Annotated in this window: 18 protein-coding genes, 1 tRNA gene, 1 pseudogene and 1 other annotated feature; of the genes and pseudogenes, 10 read left to right on the plus strand and 10 right to left on the minus strand. The window is 58.5% G+C overall.

What is annotated here, in order from left to right; all coding sequences use genetic code 11:
- The first annotated feature begins 247 nt into the window (after positions 1 to 247).
- A complete protein-coding gene (locus tag HPY64_17645) occupies positions 248 to 745 on the plus strand; it encodes a response regulator (protein NPV68953.1) in 498 nt (165 codons plus the stop codon).
- Here HPY64_17645 and HPY64_17650 read toward each other — a convergent pair.
- The 3 genes from HPY64_17650 to HPY64_17660 form a co-directional block, all read right to left on the minus strand.
- Positions 742 to 3432 carry a hypothetical protein gene (locus HPY64_17650; protein NPV68954.1) on the minus strand — a complete coding sequence of 897 codons (2691 nt, stop codon included), beginning with the start codon at positions 3430 to 3432 and terminating at the stop codon, positions 742 to 744. The two genes, HPY64_17645 and HPY64_17650, sit on opposite strands and share 4 nt — an antisense overlap.
- A gap of 136 nt (positions 3433 to 3568) precedes the next feature.
- Positions 3569 to 4870: an aspartate--tRNA(Asn) ligase gene (aspS, locus tag HPY64_17655; protein NPV68955.1), complete on the minus strand. Its 1302-nt coding sequence runs from the start codon at positions 4868 to 4870 to the stop codon at positions 3569 to 3571.
- A gap of 77 nt (positions 4871 to 4947) precedes the next feature.
- Positions 4948 to 5216, minus strand: a binding site (T-box leader).
- A 100-nt stretch (positions 5217 to 5316) separates the two neighbouring features.
- Positions 5317 to 5387 (minus strand) — tRNA-Cys (locus HPY64_17660).
- 83 nt (positions 5388 to 5470) lie between these two features.
- On the opposite strand from HPY64_17660, the gene HPY64_17665 reads away from it, so the two are divergent.
- On the plus strand, positions 5471 to 6343 hold the full coding sequence (locus HPY64_17665; protein NPV68956.1) for a hypothetical protein: 873 nt from the start codon (positions 5471 to 5473) through the stop codon (positions 6341 to 6343).
- On the opposite strand, the gene HPY64_17670 is transcribed toward HPY64_17665, so the two are convergent.
- Complete coding sequence (locus HPY64_17670) at positions 6344 to 7135, minus strand: hypothetical protein (protein NPV68957.1); 792 nt, start codon at positions 7133 to 7135, stop codon at positions 6344 to 6346.
- Between the two features lie 14 nt (positions 7136 to 7149).
- Positions 7150 to 8364 carry a sigma-70 family RNA polymerase sigma factor gene (locus HPY64_17675; GenBank protein NPV68958.1) on the minus strand — a complete coding sequence of 405 codons (1215 nt, stop codon included), beginning with the start codon at positions 8362 to 8364 and terminating at the stop codon, positions 7150 to 7152.
- A gap of 484 nt (positions 8365 to 8848) precedes the next feature.
- Between HPY64_17675 and HPY64_17680 the strand changes: the two are divergent.
- From HPY64_17680 to HPY64_17695, 4 genes and pseudogenes are all read left to right on the plus strand, one after another.
- Positions 8849 to 10471: pseudogene (locus tag HPY64_17680) on the plus strand (DUF2207 domain-containing protein).
- A gap of 372 nt (positions 10472 to 10843) precedes the next feature.
- Positions 10844 to 11365 carry a hypothetical protein gene (locus HPY64_17685; protein NPV68959.1) on the plus strand — a complete coding sequence of 174 codons (522 nt, stop codon included), beginning with the start codon at positions 10844 to 10846 and terminating at the stop codon, positions 11363 to 11365.
- Between the two features lie 118 nt (positions 11366 to 11483).
- On the plus strand, positions 11484 to 12017 hold the full coding sequence (locus HPY64_17690; protein ID NPV68960.1) for a hypothetical protein: 534 nt from the start codon (positions 11484 to 11486) through the stop codon (positions 12015 to 12017).
- A 39-nt stretch (positions 12018 to 12056) separates the two neighbouring features.
- Positions 12057 to 13121: an SPFH domain-containing protein gene (locus tag HPY64_17695; protein ID NPV68961.1), complete on the plus strand. Its 1065-nt coding sequence runs from the start codon at positions 12057 to 12059 to the stop codon at positions 13119 to 13121.
- Between the two features lie 86 nt (positions 13122 to 13207).
- Here the strand turns inward: HPY64_17695 and HPY64_17700 are convergent, their stop codons facing one another.
- Together HPY64_17700 and HPY64_17705 are read right to left on the minus strand one after the other, a co-directional pair.
- On the minus strand, positions 13208 to 15070 hold the full coding sequence (locus tag HPY64_17700) for a hypothetical protein (GenBank protein ID NPV68962.1): 1863 nt from the start codon (positions 15068 to 15070) through the stop codon (positions 13208 to 13210).
- Positions 15067 to 15804 carry a hypothetical protein gene (locus HPY64_17705; GenBank protein ID NPV68963.1) on the minus strand — a complete coding sequence of 246 codons (738 nt, stop codon included), beginning with the start codon at positions 15802 to 15804 and terminating at the stop codon, positions 15067 to 15069. Before HPY64_17705 ends, HPY64_17700 begins: the two co-directional genes overlap by 4 nt.
- Positions 15805 to 15998: 194 nt before the next feature.
- Here HPY64_17705 and yajC point away from each other — a divergent pair, with 194 nt between their 5' ends.
- From yajC to HPY64_17725, 4 genes are all read left to right on the plus strand, one after another.
- Positions 15999 to 16337, plus strand: coding sequence for a preprotein translocase subunit YajC (gene yajC, locus HPY64_17710; protein NPV68964.1), 339 nt, complete (start codon positions 15999 to 16001; stop codon positions 16335 to 16337).
- A gap of 114 nt (positions 16338 to 16451) precedes the next feature.
- Entirely contained in the window at positions 16452 to 17930 is a 1479-nt protein-coding gene (gene secD / locus HPY64_17715; protein ID NPV68965.1) for a protein translocase subunit SecD, read from the plus strand.
- A gap of 21 nt (positions 17931 to 17951) precedes the next feature.
- Positions 17952 to 18911 (plus strand): protein translocase subunit SecF, encoded by a 960-nt coding sequence (gene secF, locus HPY64_17720; GenBank protein ID NPV68966.1) that lies wholly within the window; start codon positions 17952 to 17954, stop codon positions 18909 to 18911.
- 55 nt (positions 18912 to 18966) lie between these two features.
- Positions 18967 to 19917, plus strand: coding sequence for an alcohol dehydrogenase catalytic domain-containing protein (locus HPY64_17725; protein NPV68967.1), 951 nt, complete (start codon positions 18967 to 18969; stop codon positions 19915 to 19917).
- A 5-nt stretch (positions 19918 to 19922) separates the two neighbouring features.
- Here the strand turns inward: HPY64_17725 and HPY64_17730 are convergent, their stop codons facing one another.
- The 3 genes from HPY64_17730 to HPY64_17740 all read right to left on the minus strand — a co-directional run bounded on the left by HPY64_17730 (position 19923) and on the right by HPY64_17740 (position 23213).
- Complete coding sequence (locus tag HPY64_17730) at positions 19923 to 21110, minus strand: GAF domain-containing sensor histidine kinase (GenBank protein ID NPV68968.1); 1188 nt, start codon at positions 21108 to 21110, stop codon at positions 19923 to 19925.
- An 87-nt stretch (positions 21111 to 21197) separates the two neighbouring features.
- Positions 21198 to 21959, minus strand: a complete 762-nt coding sequence (locus HPY64_17735) for an NAD-dependent protein deacylase (protein ID NPV68969.1) — start codon at positions 21957 to 21959, stop codon at positions 21198 to 21200.
- A 99-nt stretch (positions 21960 to 22058) separates the two neighbouring features.
- Positions 22059 to 23213, minus strand: coding sequence for a response regulator (locus tag HPY64_17740; GenBank protein NPV68970.1), 1155 nt, complete (start codon positions 23211 to 23213; stop codon positions 22059 to 22061).
- Positions 23214 to 23426 lie beyond the last annotated feature (213 nt).

Here is a 23426-nt window from a genome sequence, read left to right on the forward strand (position 1 = left end):
ACCCTGGGGCTCATCCGGTTGTTGAAGTTCGACTTCATTCCCCAAGCACGCCGCTTCTTCAATGCTCGGCTCGACCTGGCGCTTGACCTGCTTCTGGCTCCTCCCTGACAACTTTGCAACAGCCGTGCCGCACCGGAACAGCGCCTGATAGCATTGGCGCTATAATGATGACAGACCGTCGCCGGGTTCCTGGGAGAGTGGCTGCTGCCGCTGAACCGGCAAAGACAGCCACTCGAAGGAAGGCACTATGAGCGGCAATACTGCGCAGGTTCTGGTTGTAGAGAGTGATACCGAGACTCGTCGGCTTATCTCGCGCCTGTTGCAGGGAATCGGTGTGCAATCGATCCTGGTCAAGGACGGAGAGACGGCGCTGGCTCTGCTAGATGGCGGCCTGATGCCGGGTCTGATCATCCTTGCACTGGCGGTGCCCGAGCTGGATGGTTACAGTGTACTGGAGCGTCTGCGCGCTGACACACGATTTGCCAGCGTTCCCGTGCTGGCCCTGTCTCATAGCATCGACCCTGAGGTGATTCGACGCGGCCTGCACGCTGGCGCTGATGGCTATGCCACTACCGCTTATTTATCCGAAACTCTACTCGACCGGGTGCGCATCCTGCTGGCAGCCGGCCGCCAGGCGGCGCCGGACACATGGCGGATGCAGCGCACTGTTGCGCTGGATGATTCCTATGAAGACGCCGACTCTCCTCACCAGGACGTTCCTGACAATGACGCTACCATTGTTTAGCGCGAACTGACTGTCAGACTACTGAGCAGCACCGCCTCGGTGGCTCCGCCGTCAGCTGCAATTCGGGCACCAGTAGCAGGGTCATAAACAGCGACGATCAGGCTGGCCGGGCCAGTATAGTCTCGACGATCATCCCGGAATACCAGACGATGAGTATCAGAAATATACTCCCCGGCAACCCAGCCAGTTGTCGGGCGCTCTCCCGCCACTGGCGGCGAATCGTGCTGGGCAATCAGTATTCCATGTACGTCAAGAAGCTGAACCGTCACCACGTATGCCGTCTGTGTGGCAGTTTCAGCCTGCCATACCAGCGTAATGGTCACGGGCGAACCGTTGAAGATCATTTCCTCTTCAATAGTAAACCCGTATAAAGTTCCCAGGCCGGCAAAATGCACACCGGAGCGATACGCTACGGCAGGGGGAGACATAACATGATCGCCGGTTACGATGGTGTATTCTGCGAGCGTCACCGGCTCCTGGCCAGCTGCCCGGGCTTTGAGTATCGCCCGGCCAGCTGCCTGTGCGGGGATCACCATCTCCCGCCAGTCGAGAACTGCCCCGGAAGCCAGAGGGGTGGCCGTATCCTCAATGTGCCAGTCCGATCCTGTGAGTGAAACGGTAATTGGCGGCGGCTCGCCATCGATTTGCCAGGCCAGCGTGAGTGGCAGAGTCTGTCCCGGATGCAGGAACTCTGCTGGTGCAAGCTCAGCGCAGTTGGTTAACAGCAAACCCGGCGCGATCGAGAGGGCACAGCCAGCGGGGAAGGGCGGCCAATTACCGTCGATCACGCGCACGAGGCCGATTTCAGCATCTTTGCCTGCAGGCGCACCACTGGCAGGATCGCGAATGTCAAGGCCGGAAGGCGCATCTGCGCCATAGAGACGGACAGTCACGCGGTACGCACCGGGCGGCGTTCCCTGAGGCAGATAGAGCAATGGATAGACTAATGCCGACTCTCCCGGTCTCAGGTAGCGGGTACCGGCCTGCTGCGCGGACAAAATCGGCGCGTCCGCGGCGGCAACTTCACGGCCCTGCGCGTTGAGAAGACGGACCGCCGCCTGCAAATCGTCCTTAACCGGCGCGTTCAGCGTGACTTCCAGAGGAATACAGATGCCATGACTGGCTGGCTGGATTTCCCCGGTAAGGCCAGCTGCCAGCAGCGTTACTGTATCGAACTGCACAGGCGTGATTGCCTGTGGGGAAGGAATCGTCAGAGGCCCGGTGACCTCATAGGCCGTGGAAGCCATTCCCTGAACGACCATCGTATGCCCAGGGGCAGGATGATTATGGCCGATCAAGCAACGCAACATACCGCGGCGATCGCTGCCCTGGGTATACCAGGTGTTGATTTCAACACGGACAGACTGGCCGGGTGGCAGGTGACGGTTGAGTATATCGATGACGTTGTCCGCTTCTGCCCCGTCTGGCAGCGTAATGATCTGCGCCGGCAACCCGTGGCGCTGCTGGTAGTAGAGCAATTCATACCGCGCCGCATACGACCATGTCAGCACAAGGTCATCCGGGCCGAGTGTCTGCCGGTAGTAGGCGACCATCTCCCGAGCCTGATCGTGTTGATAAGCAGGATCAGGCCGCCCCGGTAAGGCAAACCAGGTAACAGCTGTCAGAAATACCGCAGCCGCACCGAAAACGCTGCGAATACGAGCCTGATGGGTGAAACCGGTCACGCCTGCAGCCACCGCAATCAGGAACAGGGGGGCTATCATCACGCTATAGCGACCGTGGTAGTTGACGCCCAGAACCGACAGAGCTGCAACGAGTACGCCCCACAAGGCAAGAATCGCGGCCCATACCATGCGACCTGCACAGGTGCGCAGGCCAGCCAGACTGATCACGAGCAGTGGCACTGTCACCAGCGAAATGAGATTGAGCACGGCGGGGTTAGCCCGCACCATTTCCCAGGAACTGGCCCACAGGCCCTGCCAGGCCTGCCAGAGTAGAGCGGGGGTGAGATCTGGTGGAGTACGGGTAGCGGCGTTAGCGCTGCCCAGCGTACTGAAGCGCCCGACCAGTTCGGGCACCCATATCAGCAGAACGATCCCCTGGGTGATCAGCCAGCGGCGCAGCCATCTCCATGTCCAGCGGCGCCTGAACAATGCTCCCAGCCACCAGACACCGGCCAGCAGGTTGACAGCGCCCAGGACAACAACACCGGTATTGTGGGTATACAGAGCAGCGGTTTCTCCACCAAGCAGCAGCCACCAGGATTGGTGCGAAGGCTGCTCAGCCGTCAGGATGTCACTGAGGCCGATCATGGCACACAACACGGCCAGCGCCAGCGTGTTGTACATCCGCGCTTCCTGAGACGCCCACCAGAGCAAGGGCGTAAACGTTCCAAGCGCAACAACCAGGGTAGCTGCACCTGGCCCGAACCAGCGGCGAGCAGCCATGCCCATCACAGCCAGCAGCAAAACACCCTGCAGCAGCGATAACGACCGGAGGCCAAACTCCGAATCGCCTATCAGACGTATCCAGATATGCAACAGGAGGTAGTACAGCGGGGGGTTGGTCAGATCGCCAGCAACTGTCTGGAGCAGGGTAGGCCGGGAGGCGGCATACCACGAGTAGCCCTCGTCGAACCAGATGCTCTGGGTATCCAGGTTCCAGGCACGTAGACCGGCTGCAATGAGCAGGAGCACCAGCAGCATCTTGAGCGTATGCGCTTTCATGTCCTGGTCTTCATCTCCGGGCAGGCCTTTGCAGCGCCCGCTTTCCCACGAAGTCAGTGCACCGCGCACGGGTGCACCACGCACGCCAGCAGCATACCATGCCGGTTGCAGACCAGCAATTGCGCATCGTTGCGCGTCACGGCGTGAGGCGGTTGAGGTCGCGGGGGAAAAGCGCCGCCTGGCGGATGTTCTGTAGATCGAGCAGTTGCATGAGGAAACGCTCCAGGCCAATGGCAAATCCGCCGTGCGGCGGCATCCCATGAGCAAACGCTTCAAAGTAGGATGCGAAGTGAGCCGGATCAAGGCCATGTGCGCGGGCAGCGGCCAGATAGTCTTCATAGTGGTGCAGACGCTGGCCACCTGTCACCAGTTCCATACCCCGGAACAGCAGGTCAAACCCGCGTGAGTAGCCGGGGCGCTCCGGATCTGGGTGGGTATAGAACGGGCGCTTGACCAGGGGATAACCGGTAACAAACAGGAAATCGCTGCCGTATTCTGCTTTTGCCCAGTTACCCAGCAGGCGCTCATGTTCTGGCGTCAGGTCAGGAGCGCCCAGGGCATCAGTCATACCAAACTGATCGGTGAGTAAGCGCTGGGCATCAATGATATGGATATCCGGGATGCGTTCGCCAACCTCAGGGATCTGGGCTTTCAGGAGGCTCAACTGCGCCGAGTAATGCGTGGCCAAATGGTTGAGAATGCCTTTGATTACATCGGTCAGCAGTGCCATGACCGTGTAGTGATCCTCGATGAAACCGATTTCCACATCCAGGCTGACATATTCGTTGAGATGCCGGGTTGTGGCGTGTTTCTCGGCACGGAAGACCGGACCAACCTCGTAGACCCGCTCGAAGACCCCGACCATGATTTGCTTGTAGAACTGTGGACTCTGGGCCAGGTAAGCCGTCTGGCCGAAGTAGTCGACGGTGAAGACATTGGCGCCGCTTTCCGTAGCGGAGGCGACCAGTTTGGGAGTCTGAATTTCAACGAAGTCGAGAGCATCTAATGTGGCGCGGAAACCCTGCATCACCCCACTGGCCAGGCGCAGAATGGCTCGCTGATTTAGATGACGCTGGCCGATGACCGCATGATCCAGAAAGGCAGGCTGGTTAGCCCGGATGCGGTTCTTGTTGAGCGAAAAAGGCAGCGGCGTGGTCACAGGTGAGATGACCTGCACACGGTTGTGGTACAGCTCATAGCCTCCTGGCGCTTTCGGCGCGATGACGACCTCTCCTTCAACGGCAATCACGCTTTCGTGCTGAAGGCCATCCAGTGGTTTGAGGTCATTAAGGCTGGTGACGGCCTGGCAGATTCCGCTGCGATCACGCACAACGAGAAAGTTCACCTCACCCAGCTTGCGCAGAGCATGTAACCAGCCCTGAACAAGCACCCGCTGTCCAACATAGTCACCCAGTTGTGCGGCCAGAACGCGTTGCATGGGACCCTCCTGTCTGAGTCCATTTCGGCGAGGTATGAACGCCACGCCGGAATGTGGCAACAAGAATGCCCCCTGTCGCCAAGGACGAGGGGGCGCTCGTGGTGCCACCTTGGATCGCCAGCAGCCTCACGACCACTGGCCTCTGCAAGTCCCGAACAGGATTACGGAACTCAGGCGCGGTAACGGGCGCACCCGTTCACAACTACTGACGGCGGGCAGAAGCCCCCGAGCTTCGCCGTGACGCTCTGGCGGGTTCTTCCAGGCATACCTGCAGACGACTCTCTCAGCGGGCGGTCGCTCTCTGTACTGCGCAGCATGCTGTACTCGTCGCCATCAACGCTTTGCACTATAGCAATGTGATTGCCGCAGTAACGGCCTTAAGCTGCACGACAACCCATCATATGGCAAAACGCCAATCCAGGCACTGGACCGGCGTTTGACCCAGGAGGCGACGGTCGGAATCGAACCGACGATGAGGGTTTTGCAGACCCTTGCCTTGCCACTTGGCGACGTCGCCAGGTAAACGATAGTATAGCGAATGGCAGGCGGATTGACAAGGCATTTTCCAGCACCAGGGCTTCCCAAAAACAGGAGCAAATGATGCAAACCAGACAACTCCCCTCAAGAAGACAGCAGCACCGTTCGTGTCTGCTGTGGCTGATACCTTTTGTCGTGCTGGGGTGTATTGGCGCAGTACTGGTAGTCTCGGCGCTCCCAGGGTTACTCCTGCAAGCGATTGGATTCCGCCCGCAGGGCAACGTAGAGGAATTCTGGGAACAGGTTGCAGTAACACCTTTTGAAGTGGTAAATCTGCCGCCGACTCCTCCTGCAGTACAGAGCCAGGCCGGAACAACCGGGCCAACGCCAACGCCAGTAAGCGTGGCTGGAAGTGTCACCGGTTCCGGCGGCAGCGCTTCGACAGGCGCTTCGGGCAACAACCCGTACCAGGGGTGGTTTCAGTCTTATAGCGTGCCGGCGGAAATTCAGGTGAGCAGCGGAACTGGCAGCGTTACCCTGCGCACAGCCGAATCTTTCGCCGAGGCGGCATGGTTCGGGCAGGCGGTGGATGGCGCCCCCCTGGCGCTGATCTCGTACAACGAACAGGCGCTCGATGGCATCTGCCGCACGTTGCTGCGCGGGTGCGTAACCGATCAATTCCGGGTTACAGCGGTTGACTTTCACCCCGGCGGTTTGCTGGTCTTTGGCGCTGTCTCCCTGGGAGGATTAACCCAGGGTCTGGGGGTGTTGCTGGTGCTGGGGCCAGATATGAAGAGCGTGGTTGCCCAGGGAGTTGTGCTTAACGGGCAGGTCTACACGATAGACGTGACCGCCGACATAGCCAGCTACGTCAACCAGACGGTAGCCCAGATGAACACTGCCCTGAGCCAGCTACGTGTTCAGGCAAACGGCTATTCGCTCGGTCTGGTGCAAATACGGCTGACAGACACAACGCTTGACTTGATCTTCCGGTGATTAGCTCAAGGTCAAGCCGCCGAAAGTTCCGCCAACGATCAGCTCAAGCGGCTCAATGGCGCCCGTATAGCCAGCAGTCACATAACGCCGGTTGCCATCTGAGCGCCAGCGTGAATCTTCAATCTTGACTGTAAACAGGGGGCCAGCCTGAATTGTCAGGCTGGCTTCCATGTTAGCAGGGACGGTCAGGTGAATATTGCCCAGTGTTGAGCGGAAGACCAGAGGGCCAGCAGGTCGGTCGGGCGTAATCAGACGAATATCACCAAAACCAGTCGCAAAGTGCGCCCGATCGATGATCAGCCCACGCAAATCACCGCTGATCTCACCGAAGTAGGTACTTGCCAGAATCTCCCATGGCAGGTCTGTAGCAAGATCAATTTCCCAATCCGCCAGGGAGAGGAACCATGTCTTGCCGCGCTGCATGGTGATGATCGCCCGATTGCCCTGGGTGGCCAGTTCCGGACGTGAGTTGGCAGTATATTGACCGGCAATCAAACGACCTTCCTGCCCTTCCAGAGCATTCAGGTGGATATCTACGTCGCCACTGCTAGCCTGCAGGGTAGCCGCTTCAACGCTGCCGCGAGAAACCCGAAAACTCTGCGCGGCCCGGTTACCCAGATCGCCCGTCAGGGCAATCTGCCCCCCCAGGACAATCAGCACGAGCGGCCACAGACGCCATACGTCAAAATCCAGTAACAGGTAATTACGCAGGAGCAGCAAGATACCAGCGATGACCAGCACCAGCGGCCAGACCCAGAATGACAGGTTTTGCCGGGCAACGCGTCTTTCCACTTGCCCCCTCCTTGTCAATCCTCGACCAGGTAGTCACGCAACATCAGTGCAGACGAGTGACGCAGCCGGTTAAGTGCCTGAGCTTCCAGCTGGCGCACCCGTTCACGGGTTACCCCGATCTCCTGGCCGACCTCTTCCAACGTATGAACCCGGCCATCCAACAGGCCATAGCGCAACTTGAGGATGTAAGCCTCGCGTTCTGGCAGACGGTTAAGCAGCTCGTTAACCTGCTGGCGCAACAATTGATCGGCCACGATCTGGGGCGGGGAAGGGGACGTGATGTCTTCGATGAAGTCCCCGATCTCAGCATCCTGTTCGTCGTTGGTTGGCTCATCCAGGCTGACCGGACGGCGCGAGATTTCCATAAGTTCCGAAACACGTTCTGGCTCGGTCTCCATCGCCTCGGCCAGTTCTTCGATGGTGGGATCGCGGCCCAGTTGCTGGGCAAGCAACGCCGACACGCGCAGCAGGCGATTGATCTGGTCGCCCATGTGCACCGGCACGCGAATTGTACGGCCTTGATCGGCGACCGCCCGGCTAACCGCCTGGCGGATCCACCAGGTAGCATAGGTACTGAACTTGTGGCCACGCCGGTATTCGAACTTACGCACGGCGCGGATCAGGCCGATGTTACCTTCCTGAATCAGGTCTAGGAATGCCACACCACGCCCAACATACTTCTTGGCGATGCTGACAACCAGCCTGGCATTAGCCCTGATGAGATGCTCCTGCGCCTCTTCACCGTCAGCGATGATCCTCTCAAGCTCATAGCGGGTATCCGGATCGAGCGAATCGCCATATTCCTCAAGTTGCTCCCTGGCCAGCGCCGCCGATTCAATCCGTCGCGCCAGGGCAACCTCCTGCTCGGCAGTCAGCAAAGGAACACGCCCGGCTTCCTTGAGGTAAAGGCCAACGACGTCATCGGTTTCCAGGGCTTGCTGGTAGCCTGCGTCGTCTCGCAGATCAAATTCCTCAATGGTAGTGAGGTCGGCTGCGCCGGCGACATCGCCCAGTTGTCTGGCAAATTGCTCATCTCCAGGCGGTTCCGACAGAACAGAAATGCCGGACTCTGCCAGGAGTTCCAGAATCTCATCAAGCCTGGAAACATCATCCTGGTGTTCCGGTGGGAGAACCGCCAGAATGTCATCGTAGGTCAGATATCCCTGCTTGTCTCCTTGGGAGAGCAGCAGGTCAAGAATAGGATCGCGGGTTGCTTCTGTCACCGTCATAGCGTGAGGGTCAGTTGCCTATCAGGGTTCCGAAAACGCAGAAAAAGAGCCTTGCGATCAGGCAAGGCTTCCTGAGCACACGCACAGACTCCCTTGCCTAATATCACGATACTTCAGGCACATGCACTCCCCAGGAGCGGATACAGAAATCGCAACTGTGGACAGCCCTCAGTGCGGCGGTACATTATAACCCGTTGGTGCGATATTCCCACTCTGAATGTTGTTCCAGAGAAGATGCGTGTATCGCTCTCGAACCAAGCCCATACCGGCAACGGTGTTGCGTGATCACCTTGCTTGAGGCGCGCCCGGTTGTCAAACTTCATTGTACCGTAATACTGGCGGATCGCGCGACTGAGATCGAACACTCCGGAGAGGCGGAAGTTTATGGAATCTGATGCCGATGCCGAAGGAGGGTTGCCTCTGGCGCTGTGGCCCCTAACTTGCGCGTCCAGGTGAGCGCGGTTATAACGAACCCGAAGGATGGATGTTTCACCATGCTTACGGTAGTGAGGTGCAAGAGAGAGCGATGATCACAAGACGACGGCTGTGGTTTGTCGCTGCGCTGTGTGTTGTCGGACTGACAGTACTGGGCACGGTTGCAGCGGCACGCGCCCAGAGCCGATCGCTGTACTGGCGGCGGTGGGAGGTCACGATCGACAACGTAGACACCACAGCCAACCGATTCAGCGTCACTGAGGTGCATGATATCCAGTTCATTGGCGGAAGCTTCCGCTATGGCTTCCGGGCAATCCCGGTTGCCGACCGCCTTGAACGGATCACCAACGTGCGGGTATCTGAGGGCGGGACACCATTACAGCAGGGATGCACAGAAAGAGCAGGCACCTACTGTGTGACTGATGATGGGCGGGAGTTGCGGATTGTTTACTACTTCCTCCGGCCTGCTCAGAGCGAACAGCGCGTGTTCACCATCACCTACGACGTGAGTGGCCCGCTGTTCTATTATGAGGGGGGCGATCAGATCGACTGGTTCGCCATCGCCCCCGATCATGCCTATCCGATTCAGAGCGCGACAGTGACGGTCCGGCTGCCTGAAGCCTATACACCGCGTGATACAGACCCTGTTGCAGCCTACGGCGCACCGGCAAATATCAGCCGTGATGGCAATGTGGTTACGTTCCGTGCCACACGTCAGATCGCTGCCAACGAGGCGCTGGAAGTACGGGTGCAGTTCCCGCATAATCCTGCCGGGCGAATCGCCGATTGGCAGGCAGTATTCGATCGACAGGCCACACTTTACCCCATCCTGAATCTATTACTGGGCAGCGGCTCGATTGTGCTGGTTATTGCTGGTGTGGCGCTGACCTATTACCGCTGGTGGTCGCGCGGACGTGATCCTGAAGTGGGTGTGGCGCCGGAATATCTGACCGAACCCCCGTCCGATCTTCCCCCGGCAGTAGCGGGGACGCTAATTGATGAGAGCGCTGAGTTGCGCGATGTGCTGTCAACCATCATCGACCTGGCGCGCCGGGGGTATCTGGTCATTGAGGAGGAACGAAATCCCGGGATTCTGGGGATTGGTGGCCGAACGACGTTTACTTTCAAGCGCACTGCCAAACCCCTTACCAACAGCCTGCGCCGCTACGAGCTGACTCTGCTCAACAAGCTCTTTGGCCGGAAGAATACCGTTGAGATGGAGGAACTGAAAAACAAGTTCTACGTTCACATCCCGACGATTCAGAGCCAGATCTACGATGAAGTGGTGAAAGAGGGCTTCTTTGACGCCAACCCGCAGAGTGTTCGCCGGCGCTGGATAGGGCTGGGCGGCGCGCTGGTAGCCGTCGCCACATTTGGCGCGCCTTTCCTGATGGCCGCCTTTGGCGCAGAGATGGCAACTAGCCTGCCGGAAGGATTGATCTGCCTGCCCATTGCACTGGGTCTGGTGGGAGTGGTGATGATGATCGCCGGGCCGCGCATGCCCGCCAAGACCACCAAAGGGGCGGAGGAAGCAGCGAAATGGCGGGCGTTCAGGAACTATCTGCAGAATGTTCGCCAGTATGCAGATATTGAAGCGGCCACTGACCAGTTCAACAATTACCTGCCGTACGCCATCGCCTTTGGTCTGGAGCGGACATGGGTCAACCAGTTCATCCGGATCGAGTCCACACCAATCCCCTACTGGTACTATCCGCGATATGTAGGCGGGCCGTGGGCACGAGGCTACACTTTCGGGGAACCCCTGGTGGACATGCGCAGTCCGGACATCCGCAGCCAGCTAGCACGGCCCGACGGTTCACTGGATGGCATGGCCTCCAACCTGAACACGGGATTGAACGCAATGTCAGCCGGTCTGTTCACCATGCTGAATAACGCCTCTTCAACACTGGTGAGCCGCCCGTCCTCTTCCGGCGGTGGGGGAGGGGGCTTCAGTGGCGGGTTCAGCGGTGGCGGTGGTGGCGGTGGTGGTGGCAGCGCTGGCTTTGGCTAAGCCGGGTAGGACAGCCGGAAAAGGAGGAAACCGGTGGGTAGCGGACGGGTGGTCGGCATCGTTCTGATCGCAGTGGGGCTGATCATTGCCTTAATCGTGACAGCTTTTCTGTTCAGCGGCGTCAGCAGTGGCGGCCTGACGGCTTCAGGCGCGATTCTTGGCCTGGGCATTGCCTTTGTGGTATTGGTAGCGCCACTGGTGGGCTTTGGCATCTTCATGCTGGTGCAGAGCAATCGCGAGGCGGCCCGACTGGCTGAAGCAGGCAGGCAACGGCAGTTGCTGGATATTGTGCGCAGCCGCGGCCAGGTTGATGTCCGCGATCTGGCTCTGGAAATGCAGGTCAGCCAGGAGGAGATCAGGGCGCTGGTGCACCGGCTAGTGGGCCTGCAGGTGTTCAGCGGCTACATCAACTGGGAGAAAGGGATTCTGTACTCCAGCGAGGCCCGCGAACTGCGAGAACTGAAACGCTGTGAAAACTGCGGCGGCGAGATCACACTGACCGGTAAGGGTGTACTGTCGTGCCGATTCTGTGGGACAGAGTATTTTCTTAGCTAGCACTGTCCAAGCACCGCGATTGTTCCGACTGGCACTCTGTTGTATGCTTGAGGCACAGGTGACTCTGCGCCGGTCAGACTCGATGTGAATAGGGGCAGACCTGAGGAGATAAATAGCGATGAGCAGTAATCTGTACGACCGTATCGTGAACCAGCGCGGGTCCTTTGAGAACCTGGTGTCGCGTATCCCGTTGCTTGGCAAGCACGTTGAGAGCTACTTCGACATGAGCGCCCAGCGTGACGCTGACCGCATTGTGCGCGAGCACATCGCCAGCCAGCTTCGCGCCCAGGTGGTTCGTATGGCCGACGCAGAAAACCTCATTCTGGACAGCGGCGGGTTGCGGATGATGAGCAAGACGCGGGCAGAGAAAGATCGACTGCAGACGCTGGCAGATCGGATTGGCACTGCCGCACCTGGGTATGCATTCACCGGTGCGCTGAAGATCAGCCACGAACAACTGGCTGATGTTTTTGCCTTCGACGAAGCGATGCTGCGTTACGTGGATCAGATTACGGCGGTTGTTGACAAATTTGTGGAGGCAGCCAGAACGAATGCTGACATCACTGGCATACTGGCCGAACTGAGGGCTATTGTGGATGAAGCGGCCCATGCCTTCGACCTGCGCCGGGATGTGATCAACGGTCTGGCCTAGCCGATCGATTCAGAGATTTCAGATAAGGAGACAATACCGATGGCGCGGATTATTGATGTCATTGACCATGTCAATGTGATGGATGATGAGCTAACGTACCGCGAACCGCAGGCTGGCGGCGGTGACTGGCGGATGGGGTCGCAGGTGATCGTTCAGGAAAGCCAGGCGGCAGTCTTTGTGCGTCAGGGAGAAGTCCTGGACGCGCTAGGGCCAGGCAACCATACGCTTTCAACAGCGAATCTGCCGATTCTTTCCGGTTTGATTGGTATGGTGACTGGCGGGCGCAACCCCTTCACCGCCGATCTGTATTTCGTCAACCAGAAAGACCTGCCGCAGGTGCCCTGGGGGACGAATCCTCCCATCGTGATGGAGACGCCGGGGAAGGGCATGGGGGTTGTCCTGCTGGTGACCCACGGGGTGATGGACATCGGTATCGATGATCCGGTGCGCTTTGTGCGCCAGTATGCGATCGGTAAGCCCATCCTGCGCATCCCAGACATCAAAGATCGGCTGCAATCAATGCTTTTGGGCGAGATCACGACACTGATTGGCAGCGCCGGTGTGACCAGCGTCCCGGAAGCCAACCAGTTGCTCAACGATCTCGAGGGTGCGTTGATGGCTCGCCTGAACGAGAAGTTCGGCGCGCTGGGGATGCGCTTCAAAGCTATTGAGATGAAACCCTTCACAGCTAAGGAAGCCACCCTTGATGAACTGCGCAACTACATGAGCATGGAGGCGTATGAGCGTGTTCGTCGGCTGGACATCGCTCAGGCCGCCGCTCAGAATACCGGCGCGGGTGGTGCACTGGCCGGGGCCGGGGTTGGCCTGGGAGTCGGACAGAGCATCGGCGCGACACTCAACCCGGAGCAGGCTGCTTTGCAGCAGCAACTCCAGCAACAACAGATGATGATGCAACAGATGATGATGCAGATGATGCAGCAGAATGTGCAGCAAGCTGCTGCGCCGCAAAACGCTACCCCCCAGACTCGCGAACAGATTCAGGCGATTCTGGACAATCTGGACATGCGGTTTGCCAATGGCGAGATCAGCGAAGAGGTGTATAAGAGTCTTGTGGCCAAGTGGCAGGCCAGGCTCAACGGCTAACCGCAGGCCAGTGTTGGTGTGCCTTCAGTAAGACCAACCGGGTTGTAGTAAGAGAGGGCTGCTACGGCGGCCCTTTTTGCCTGTGCCTACGGGATGTTTGCCAGTGGATCAGCGCCCAATTGGATAGTGAAGTGATCATCCGCGCCCACTGGCACGCGCTCGAGGGTAGCAGGATCGTAGAGGCCGACATGCAGTTGCCAGTTGCCAGACGGGGGTGAATCCGGCACGGAGAGGAGGTAAACATCGCGCCGCACATGACCGGTCTGCCAGTGAGCCGTAGCCAGGGGGTGATCATCCTGCGCCCATAGTGGTAGCCCGGTATCCGGATGCGGAGGCCCGACTAGGTGAGCGAAGCCCGTCAATGCGCTGATTGACCTAGCAGTCGGTTCCCAGTACACCGTCAGACGCAGCATACCCCTGCCCAGCTGGTCAACCCGCCAGTCGAGCAGGGTGGCAATATCCGCAAACCGGGCATTTACGCGGCGAGTGTATTCAGAGTCAGCCACATCCCAGGACTGAAACTGCAGGACGTGGAAGCCGGCAACCGACAGATCAGCGATGATCTGCATCTCTTCGGTTAGCCATGTCAAGGGAACATGTTCCGCATCGTAGTATGGGAGATCAGCGGGTATCAACCATAGTCGGGTATAGCGTTGCTGCGCATCTTCCAGATAGGCAATCGTTTCTTCCGCCGGCGCATTGGCGCGCAGGGGGAGGGTAGTCTCGGCAGCCGGACCGCGGAAGTAATAGGTGAATGCAGGGTCAAGAGCCTGCTGGATCACCAGTTCATCGGGCCGGGTTTCGGCAGTCATGAAAGCGCCCAGGGTTCGCCAGTCCAGCGCTTTGGCATAGGCCGGATTGGTGTAGTAATTGACCAGCGCCCAACCATCAAGCAGCAGGATGGCAGCGACAACAACATATCCCACTGACCTGAGGTACTTTCCCCGTGCAGACAGCAAGGCAAACAACGTACCCGCGAGCAATAGTGCTAAATCTGCCCCGAGCGGCAACAGGTAGCGCGGGCGAAAAACATCCATCCGCAGGCAGACCAACCCCAGCAAGACCACCGGCACAACAAGCTCAGTTGCCAGGTATCCTACTGCATTCACATAGCGCCGCCAACGCCACAAACCATACAGCCCGCCAACCACCACAACCACCAGCGGCGCCCACAGCCATGCCATCAACCCGGCGGGCAGCGTATCGCCAATGGTAAGAGTCGGCAGAAACCATGTCCACAACTGTCCCAGAACAAAGCCCCCGGCCGTGCCAGCGTACTGCCCCTCGCGCACAATCGCCAGGACCTGCAGCGCCAGCGGCACAAGCAGCACCGCTATGCCGAAAGCAGCCATCACCCAGTGCCGCAGGCGAGCACGCCTGAACAGGGCCACATAGATCCCATGGGCCACCAGGAAGAACAGGGCAAAAAAGAACACATAGGCGCTCAGTGTCACTGCCGCGCCGTAACGCACCCAGTTACGGAGGCGACCGCTATCCAGGGCTACCAGAAGCGCTGCGGCAGACACAGGGGTTGCTGCCGCCCATAGCGCATAGTTGCGCACATCCTGCGCGTGCCAGATCAGATGCGGATGAATAGCGTACAGGAAGATCGCCAGCAGCCCGGCTCGCTGGTCCCGGAATAGACGCCTGCCGATCACATATGCCCCGGCCAACCCTGGCATATTCCCCAGGGCAGGGAGCAGGCGCATGACCCATTCGCTATCACCCAGCAGACTCTTCCAGAGGGCAAAGATGGCAAACGTGCCATACGGGTGCGGTTCCACACGGGTCAGGGCCAGGCCCTCCGGCCAGGGTGCAGCCCAGTACTGGATCGCAAAAGCCTCATCGCCCCGCAGAGGACTGGCGTCCAGTTGCAGCAAGCGCAACATGAACGCCAGTAGAACGACTGCGATCAACGCGGGCCATGGCAGCTGGCGGCCAGAAGTCATGCCTGCTCCACAACGTCCACCCCAACGGCAGCTTCTAGGGCGGTGATTTGCTCATCCGTCAGCGTGGCTACTTCTCCCTGTTTCCTGCGATCGCGCAGGAACGTCTTGAGGTTAGGTTTCTGACGCGGATCGCCGTAGAGCACCGGGATCTCTGACTGAACGACCTCCAGGCTGACATTCGGGCTGCTGAAGATGATCACTGGTTCAACCCGCACACCACTTTCAGGAACCACCTGATCAAGGAACCGCTGAAGCGCCGCTGCCTCCCGTAACGCTTCGAGGTCAGGGCGCCCGATGGTATCCTGGCGGAAGAAAGTCAGGAATTTGCTCAGGAAGCTCCCTTTCTTTGACCAGCGATTTCCATTGATGATAAAGCTGCCGTCCTGAGGGCGAAGGATGAAACAGAAGACTCCCTGCGGTGAGATCAGGACATGACGGGCAGGAAGGGTATAGTGATAGATGGTCGACCGCGTGCTCAAGCCCTTGAGGGTAGTGGCAAGCACAGCCTCCGGGCGCGGTTCGCGTAACCACAGATTGGCCATACGGACAGAGTACAGCGTAGCGCCAAATGCCACCGGCAAAACCAGCAAAGGTGCCAGCAGGAACAATGGATTGGTGGGCGCAATATTGGTCACAAACAGGCCCAGAATGAGCAGCGCCAGTGTACCAAAGAAGGCATACTGGGCCAGCCGGCGATTGCGGCGAACTTTTTTCTGATTGATGATGACGCGCATGAAGGCTCCTTATCGTAACCATCGTGATTGTACAGCTACCTACACTCCTGGGGCAGCTGACCGTAAGGTACGGTGGGGGATGTTGTACCATAGAGCATGGCGCTCCTGCAACGACGTTAGGCATATGACAGGGTGGTGGCTATAATCGGACGCGTCCGGTGAGTCAGTCAGCCAAGAATGAGAGGCGATTCTTCATGGAGCTTATCGCAACACTTGTTGTACTGTTGCTGGTTCTGGCGGCCTACTGGTCGCTGGTGATTCTGCCCAGGCAACAGGAGTTCAAGAAGCATCAATACTTTGTTCGTCAGATGAAGCCCGGTGACAAGGTGATCACGTATGGCGGCCTGATCGCCACCATCGTTGACTTACAACCCGATCTGGGTGAGGCTACGATCCGGTTGGCGGATGGCGTTGAGGTGCGGATCATTACTGCGGCGCTGACACAACCATATGACCCGGCTATTCTGGCCCACAATGCACGCATCGGCATAAAAGAAGAAGCGGGTTCAGGCAAAGACCAGAGCAGTCGTTGACACTGGCTAACCGCGGCGGTATGATGTTGCGGGTGCCGGCTCCGCTGGGAAGCCGGTTTATGGTGCCTGCATCCGGTAAATCCCTGTGATAAGCAGACTGAAGGGAATTCGCCCATGAGCGGTCATATTCGGTGGCTGATCGTGACCATAGTGGTTGCTGTGGTCTCAATCTGGATGGTGCTGCCCGATAACCCAGGAATCCACCTCGATCTGAACAATGATGGCAAGGCGGAGATCGCCCGCACTATTGCCATCCGCCCTGGCCTGGACCTGCAGGGCGGTTTGCGCGTGTTGCTGGCGGCGGATCTACCGGCGGATCAGATCACCGCCGGCGACATGGAAACCGCCCGGCGAATTGTTGAGAATCGCGTCAACGCGCTCGGTGTGGTCGAGCCAGTGATCCAGCTTCAGGAGGGTGCAAACCGGATCGTCGTTGAACTGCCGGGCATCTCCGATCCTGAGACTGCTATCGCGACAATTCGCGAAACGGGTCTGCTGGAGTTCGTGGATTTTTCCGGGCTTGGAGATGTGAGCCATCTATACGGCGCTCGCATTCTCACGACGGCCCAGCTTGAGCAGCAGGCGGCCCGGCAACAGGCGCAGGCAACCACAGCGCCAGGGGAACAACAGCCCACTGCTACACCGGCCACACCACAACCGGAAAACACTGAAACCACTGATGCAAATGCGCCGATAGTCAATCCGCGCACCGGCCAGCCGTTTGTGACTGTGATGACTGGCGCAGGGCTACAATCAGCCATCGCCCAGGTCGACCGATTGGGCACGGAGTGGGTGGTCAACTTCACCCTGAATGAGCGAGGCGCTGAAATCTTCGGTGATTTCACCGCCCGGCATATTGGCCAGCCACTGGCCATTGTGCTGGATGGTGTGGTGATCTCCGCGCCGGTGATCAGGGATGCGCTGACCGACGGCGGGACGATCTCCGGTGCCTTTACCCAAGAAGAAGCACAGCAACTAGCGGTTCAACTCCGTTACGGTGCGTTGCCTGTGCCCCTGCGTGTGGAAAGCGTGGAAAGCGTTGGGCCAACCCTCGGGCGCGTGTCCATCAATCGCAGTATTCAGGCAGGTGTTCTGGGCGTAATCACGGTACTGGCATTTATGCTGCTGTACTACCGGGTACCCGGCATCACGGCGGATGTTGCGTTACTGCTGTTCGGGATCATGAACATCGCCCTCTTCAAGTTCATCCCGGTGACGCTGACTCTGCCGGCGATCACAGGCTTCCTGATTTCAGTAGGCACGGCGGTAGACGGCAACATCCTGATCTTTGAGCGAATCAAAGAGGAATTGCGCAAGGGACGTAAGCTTAATATCGCTGTGGAGGCGGGCTTTGACCGCGCCTGGACCTCGATCCGCGATTCGAACCTGTCCACAATCATCATCTGCGTAATCCTGTACTTGTTCGGTTCAACGTTCGGTGCCGGTTCAGTGCGCGGCTTTGCCATCACGCTGGCCCTGGGTCTGGTACTGAATCTGTTCACGGCCGTGATTGTGACCCGGACGCTCCTGATCCTGGTCATGCAGGTGGCGGGTGACAAACTGGAACATCGCATGTGGTGGATGGGCATCTAAGGCAAGGAGCACCAAAGCGCCATGTTCAACTTCGTCAAGAATCGCAAGTACTACTTTCTGGTCTCTACGCTTGTGATCGTGCCCGGCATCGTGGCCATGCTCTTCTCACTTGCGACCACCGGCGCGCCCGTCCGACTGGGTATTGACTTCGTGGGCGGTAGCCTGTTTGAGCTGCAGTTCAGTGCGCCCGTGACCGAAGATGCCATTCGCGACGTGTTCAGCCAGTATGGCCTGCAGGATGTAGTCCTGCAGGAGCTACAGCCAATCGAAGCATCCATGATCAGCGGCTCCCGGTGGCAGGCAAGAACAAGCTTTGTGGAACCAGAAGTCACTGAGGAGATCACAGCGGCGCTCAGCGAACAACTGGCTCCGCTGGACAAGGATGCGACCAATGTCCAGCAAGTGTCGCCGACCATTGGCGCTGAAGTCACCCAGGCGGCAGTGGTGGCCGTTGTTGTGGCGACAGTGGTTATTCTGCTGTTCATTGTCTTTGCGTTTCGGCAGGTACCCAACGCCTTCCGCTACGGTGTCTGCGCCATTGCCGCGATGATTCACGATATCCTGGTGGTGATGGGCGTGATGTCCATCCTGGGATTGCTCTTTGGCTGGGAAGTGGACGCGCTCTTCCTGACGGCGATGCTCACGGTGATTGGCTTCTCCGTGCAGGATACGATCGTGGTGTTTGACCGCATCCGGGAAAACAGCCGCAAGCGCCGGGGCGAGGATTACGAGATGCTGGTCAATCGCAGCGTGCTGGAAACCATTCACCGGTCACTGGCTACACAGCTGAATGCTTTCTTCATCATGGCTGCGCTATTGCTTTTTGGCGGCGCAACTATCAAGCAGTTTGTGGCAATCCTGTTCATTGGCATGGCCAGTGGCACCTATTCCTCGATCTTCAACGCCGTGCCTCTGCTCGTTTCCTGGGAGAAGGGTGAAATCCCCCTGCTAAGCCGAGGCCGCCGCCAACAGCCAGCCTGAACATGGCACGAAGTTCCTGAAGACAGTGGCAGGTCTTGCCGGGAGAACAAAGTTCATGCGCGCGCTGGCTGTCCATCATGGTCAGGTTCGGCTCCTCAGTGATGCTCCTGAGCCGACCTGTGCTCCGGGTGAGGTCGTAATCCAGCCGCTGCTAGCTGGCATCTGTAACACTGACCTTGAGCTGGTACGGGGCTACTACAACTACGAGGGCATCCTGGGCCACGAATTCGTCGGGCGGGTCATTGACGGCCCGCCCGACTGGGTCGGGAAACGCGTTGTTGGTGAGATCAACGTTGTGTGTGGCACCTGCGACCTGTGCCAGGAAGGTAGTTACACGCATTGCCGGGCACGCACTGTACTGGGCATCCAGAACCGCGCCGGTGTGTTCGCCGACCGGTTCACCCTGCCGACCCGCAATCTACATCCGGTGCCAGATACCCTCAACGACGAGCAGGCGGTCTTTGTCGAGCCGCTAGCGGCAGCATGCCAGGTGCTGGAAGCGGCACATGTGCGCCCGCGCGATCGGGTTGTGGTTCTGGGGGCAGGGAAACTGGGGCTGCTGGTTGCTCAGGTGCTACGGCTGACAGGGGTGGATCTCACCGTTGTCGTCCGTCACGAGCGGCAAGCGCAGTTGCTGGCACAGTGGGGTATCAGAGCTGCCTATCTGACAGACCTGCCAGAGCAGCAGGCTCATGTGGTTGTTGATTGTACCGGGCGACAGGAAGGGTTTGCGGACGCCCTGCGACTGTTGCGGCCGCGTGGCGTGCTGGTGCTGAAGAGTACCTATCATGGTCTGCCACAGGCTAACTTGACCCAGGTTGCCGTGAATGAGATCACCGTCATCGGCAGTCGCTGCGGGCCTTTTGATGCTGCCCTGCGCCTGCTGGCCGGCGGCATGGTTGAGGTTACATCACTGATCGAGGGACGCTATCCCCTCACAGCGGGCGAGGAAGCTCTGGCTGCGGCTGCGCAGCCGGGCCGACTAAAGATACTGCTGACCTTCTGACTTCCTCAGTGTGCTGGTGATGTGGCAGCGCGGAGGCTCTTGTAAGACCGGCGCGGCAGCGTGAAGCTGAATGTCGATCCCAGACCTGGCTCACTCTCCAGCCACATATTGCCGTTGTGCGCTTCCACAATTCGTTTGGCAATGATCAGGCCCAACCCCGTACCCTGTGTGAAACCTTCGCTATCGGCAACGCGGTAAAAGCGCTCAAAGATATGGGCCTGATCTTCTTTGGCGATTCCCCGCCCGGTGTCACGGACAGATACGGTCACGGTGTCCTGTGCCTTTTCCTGAGGAGGACGCAGGCAAACATCGATCAGGCCATGTTCCCGGTTGTACTTGATCGCATTGGTCAGCAAATTAAGCAATACCTGCTTGAGCTTGCCGCGGTCGCCCTCAACTTCGACCTTTTCCGCATCAACGTTGATCGTGATGGCCCGTTCCAGCGCTTGCTGGCGTACTACCGTGACAGTTTCGTCGATCAACTCGCGAAGATCGAAGGGGGCCATCTCCAACCTGGTGCGCCCGGATTCCAGGCGAGCAAGATCGAGAAACTCAGTGGTCATCCGGATCAGGCGATCTGTCTCGCGTTCCATCGTGGCAATGATCTCATAGCGACGATCTTCCGGGAGCGAGGGACGCATCAGAAGCATAGTGCTGGCCTTTAGAGCCGCCAGCGGAGTACGCAATTCGTGAACCAGTTCAGCAATGAAATCATTCTGCTGGAAGAGCCGGGCGTTCTCAATGGCAATGGCTGCCTGGGCGGCAAGTGTGGTCAGCGTGTTGACATCATCTGTGGTGAAGGGCGCGTCATTCCGTTTGTTCAGGGCTTCCAGAGCACCGATGATTCTGGTGTGGGCGCGCATGGGGACCGCCAGCATGTTGCGTGTCTTGGTCTTGACGGACTTCTCCACTTCCTGAAACCAACGCGGGTCGTTGGGAGCGTCGGGCACCAGAACGTATTCGCCATGCGTGACAACCCAGCCGGCAACGCTGCCTTCTTTAGGGACAATCAGGGCATCCCGTGTGCCGCTGCTGATATCCGAGGCAGCTTCGAAGCGCAACTCACCGGTCTGCGGGTCGACCAGCAGAATTGAGGCAGCCTGCGATTGGGTAAGCTCAATAGCAGCCTGGATGATTTGATCAAGCAGGGCGTTGAGGTCCAGCGTCGAGGTGAGCTGACGGCTAATCTCCATAAGCCGCTCATAGCGAGCCATTAAGGATGCGTACTGCTCACCCACCGGCCTTGTTTCAGAAGCTGGCAGACTGTTGTCGGACATAGGTCAGCTAGCCTCCATCACCGCCCTGGCGATCAGAGGGAGCACCTCGGCGGCGTTTTCTCGGAAGAGTACATCCGCTGCGCGGTCAACATGGGTCTCCTGATAGTTTATCACGATCAGGCCGCCTCCGCGCTCTTTCACCACCAGCGGCAAATCACCGACAGGGGCAACCTGCAAAGAAGACCCGACGACCAGCATAAGGTCACTGCGACGGGTTGCCTGCTGAGCCGCAAGCAATTCTCGAACGGGCAGCTGTTCGCCGAAGAGAATCACATCCGGCTTGAGTAAACCGCCACAGGCCGGGCAATGAGGAACCTGCCCGTTCTGAATAACATTCATAATTAGGGATTCAGCTTCGTACCCCGTAAAACACTCAATACATGTGGCCTGCCGCAGGTGACCGTGCAATTCGTAAACTTCCCGCGAACCTGCTCGCGAATGCAGCATGTCGATATTCTGCGTGATGATTGCCTTCAAGTAACCAGCTGCCTCCAACTCAGCCAGAGCATAGTGAGCGGGGTTGGGGCTGGCCGCCAATATCTTGCGCGCCAGCGGGCGCATCCAGTTGTAGAAAGCCTGCGGGTTGCGCCGGAAGCCAAAGATGCTGGCGGTTTCTACCGCATTTGGCTGCTCCCAGAGACCTGTATGAGGGCTACGAAAATCCGGAATTCCGGAAGGCGTACTGATCCCGGCGCCAGTGAGGGCGATTGGATAGGATGCATTGCGGATGAGCAGTGCAGCATGTTCTATAGCGTATCTGTTCATCTGCACCCCGCACCTGCAAAAACCTGGCAGGGAGCTTGCCCGCGCCGGTGGCAACAACGGATCTGCTGCACTGAGTAGCAGGACAGGATTTGTGAAGGTCTAGCCGGCTTTTTTGCTATCCCCTAGGTGACTGATGATTTTCTCAGCAATCTTCTGGAACTGCGTAGTCACAATCGCGTCTGGCTGCAGATTGACAACAGGTTGTGTTGCCTCGACTGCCTGGAGGATCAGGTCAGGAGCAGGGGGGATGACTCCCTGAATCTCCCGCCCCAGGATCTGCTCAGCTTCCTGCCAAGAGATTTGCAGGCCCGATTGGGCGCGATTGACCAGTACAATGCTGACACGGCCAGGGCCAACCCCCAGATCATTGAGATCATTGAGCAACGCCCGTGTCATGTTAAGGGGGATGCGCTGGGGTTCACTTACCACAATGACATGAGTAGCTTCACGGAGAACTCGCTGGTTGGCAGGGCTGAGGCCGGTGCCCAGGTCGACAACAACCATCTTCCCCAGGCCGCGCAAATGACGCAGGATGCCGGAAACGACCTCCGGCGCCATGCTAAGATTGGCCTCCCGGGGGCGAACAGAGGATAGAAGCAGGCGCAACCCAGACTTATGGCTCACTAATTCAGCGCCAACTGCACGGGGGTTGAGATCACTGACCTGACGGGTGAGCAAGTTAGCCAATCCCGTGGCCCGCCCGAAGCCCAAAGAAATGCCCAGACTACCCTGACCGGGCCGTATATCAGCCAGAATGGTTCCCTCAGCTGTGCTGTTCAGCGCAGCGGCCAGGTTCATGGCCAGTGTTGTTGTCCCTACGCCCCCTTTGGCGCCGATAACCGCCAGCAAGGTTCCAAGCTCAGCGGCGGCACCCCGCTTGGCTGCCCGACGCGCCAGAACTGCTTTGACACGCGATGCCAGCTCTGCCGGGTGGGTGGGTTTGGTGAGGTAGTCGTCTGCTCCCGCCTCGAATCCGGCAACCTTGTCATCAACCAGAGTCTTGGCCGTGAACATGATAATCGGGATATCCTGCGTGCTGGGATTAGCCCGCAGGCGACGGCTCACTTCATAGCCGTCCATATCCGGCATCATCACATCAAGGATGATCAGGTCGGGGGCTTCGCCAGTGGCTTTGGCGATTGCCTGGGCGCCTGCGCTGGCAGCGACGATCTCGTATCCCTGCCGTTGCAGCATCAGCCCGATCAATTTGAGACTGTCGAGATCGTCATCTACGATTAGGATTTTTTCTGCCATAGCCTTATATAAGTGCTGATTACGTAACCGCAAGACGCTGTTGCTCAGTCTAGCACGAAAGAACAGGCACTGCAACAACACCTTGGGGTACTGTATCCTTTTCGGTTGAAATTCGTGGAATGGTTTTCATGTTCCTGCAACAGAATGAAGTCGCGTGTCATTTTGAGAGAAAATACACATGCGATTTGGTGCGTAGATGGGCAACCTTCAACC

The organism is Anaerolineae bacterium (genome assembly GCA_013178165.1).
In the GTDB taxonomy this organism is placed as follows: domain Bacteria; phylum Chloroflexota; class Anaerolineae; order Aggregatilineales; family Ch27; genus Ch27.

Excerpts from the sequence above, each read along its gene's own strand:
- HPY64_17675 (NPV68958.1), bottom strand. The coding sequence starts at position 8,364 with ATGACGGTGACAGAAGCAACCCGCGATCCTATTCTTGACCTGCTGCTC.
- aspS (NPV68955.1), bottom strand. The coding sequence starts at position 4,870 with ATGCAACGCGTTCTGGCCGCACAACTGGGTGACTATGTTGGACAGCGG.
- HPY64_17695 (NPV68961.1), top strand. The coding sequence starts at position 12,057 with ATGGCGCGGATTATTGATGTCATTGACCATGTCAATGTGATGGATGAT.
- secF (NPV68966.1), top strand. The coding sequence starts at position 17,952 with ATGTTCAACTTCGTCAAGAATCGCAAGTACTACTTTCTGGTCTCTACG.
- HPY64_17730 (NPV68968.1), bottom strand. The coding sequence starts at position 21,110 with ATGGAGATTAGCCGTCAGCTCACCTCGACGCTGGACCTCAACGCCCTG.
- HPY64_17705 (NPV68963.1), bottom strand. The coding sequence starts at position 15,804 with ATGCGCGTCATCATCAATCAGAAAAAAGTTCGCCGCAATCGCCGGCTG.
- HPY64_17700 (NPV68962.1), bottom strand. The coding sequence starts at position 15,070 with ATGACTTCTGGCCGCCAGCTGCCATGGCCCGCGTTGATCGCAGTCGTT.
- HPY64_17650 (NPV68954.1), bottom strand. The coding sequence starts at position 3,432 with ATGAAAGCGCATACGCTCAAGATGCTGCTGGTGCTCCTGCTCATTGCA.
- HPY64_17645 (NPV68953.1), top strand. The coding sequence starts at position 248 with ATGAGCGGCAATACTGCGCAGGTTCTGGTTGTAGAGAGTGATACCGAG.
- HPY64_17740 (NPV68970.1), bottom strand. The coding sequence starts at position 23,213 with ATGGCAGAAAAAATCCTAATCGTAGATGACGATCTCGACAGTCTCAAA.
- HPY64_17735 (NPV68969.1), bottom strand. The coding sequence starts at position 21,959 with ATGAACAGATACGCTATAGAACATGCTGCACTGCTCATCCGCAATGCA.
- yajC (NPV68964.1), top strand. The coding sequence starts at position 15,999 with ATGGAGCTTATCGCAACACTTGTTGTACTGTTGCTGGTTCTGGCGGCC.
- HPY64_17665 (NPV68956.1), top strand. The coding sequence starts at position 5,471 with ATGCAAACCAGACAACTCCCCTCAAGAAGACAGCAGCACCGTTCGTGT.
- HPY64_17690 (NPV68960.1), top strand. The coding sequence starts at position 11,484 with ATGAGCAGTAATCTGTACGACCGTATCGTGAACCAGCGCGGGTCCTTT.
- secD (NPV68965.1), top strand. The coding sequence starts at position 16,452 with ATGAGCGGTCATATTCGGTGGCTGATCGTGACCATAGTGGTTGCTGTG.
- HPY64_17725 (NPV68967.1), top strand. The coding sequence starts at position 18,967 with ATGCGCGCGCTGGCTGTCCATCATGGTCAGGTTCGGCTCCTCAGTGAT.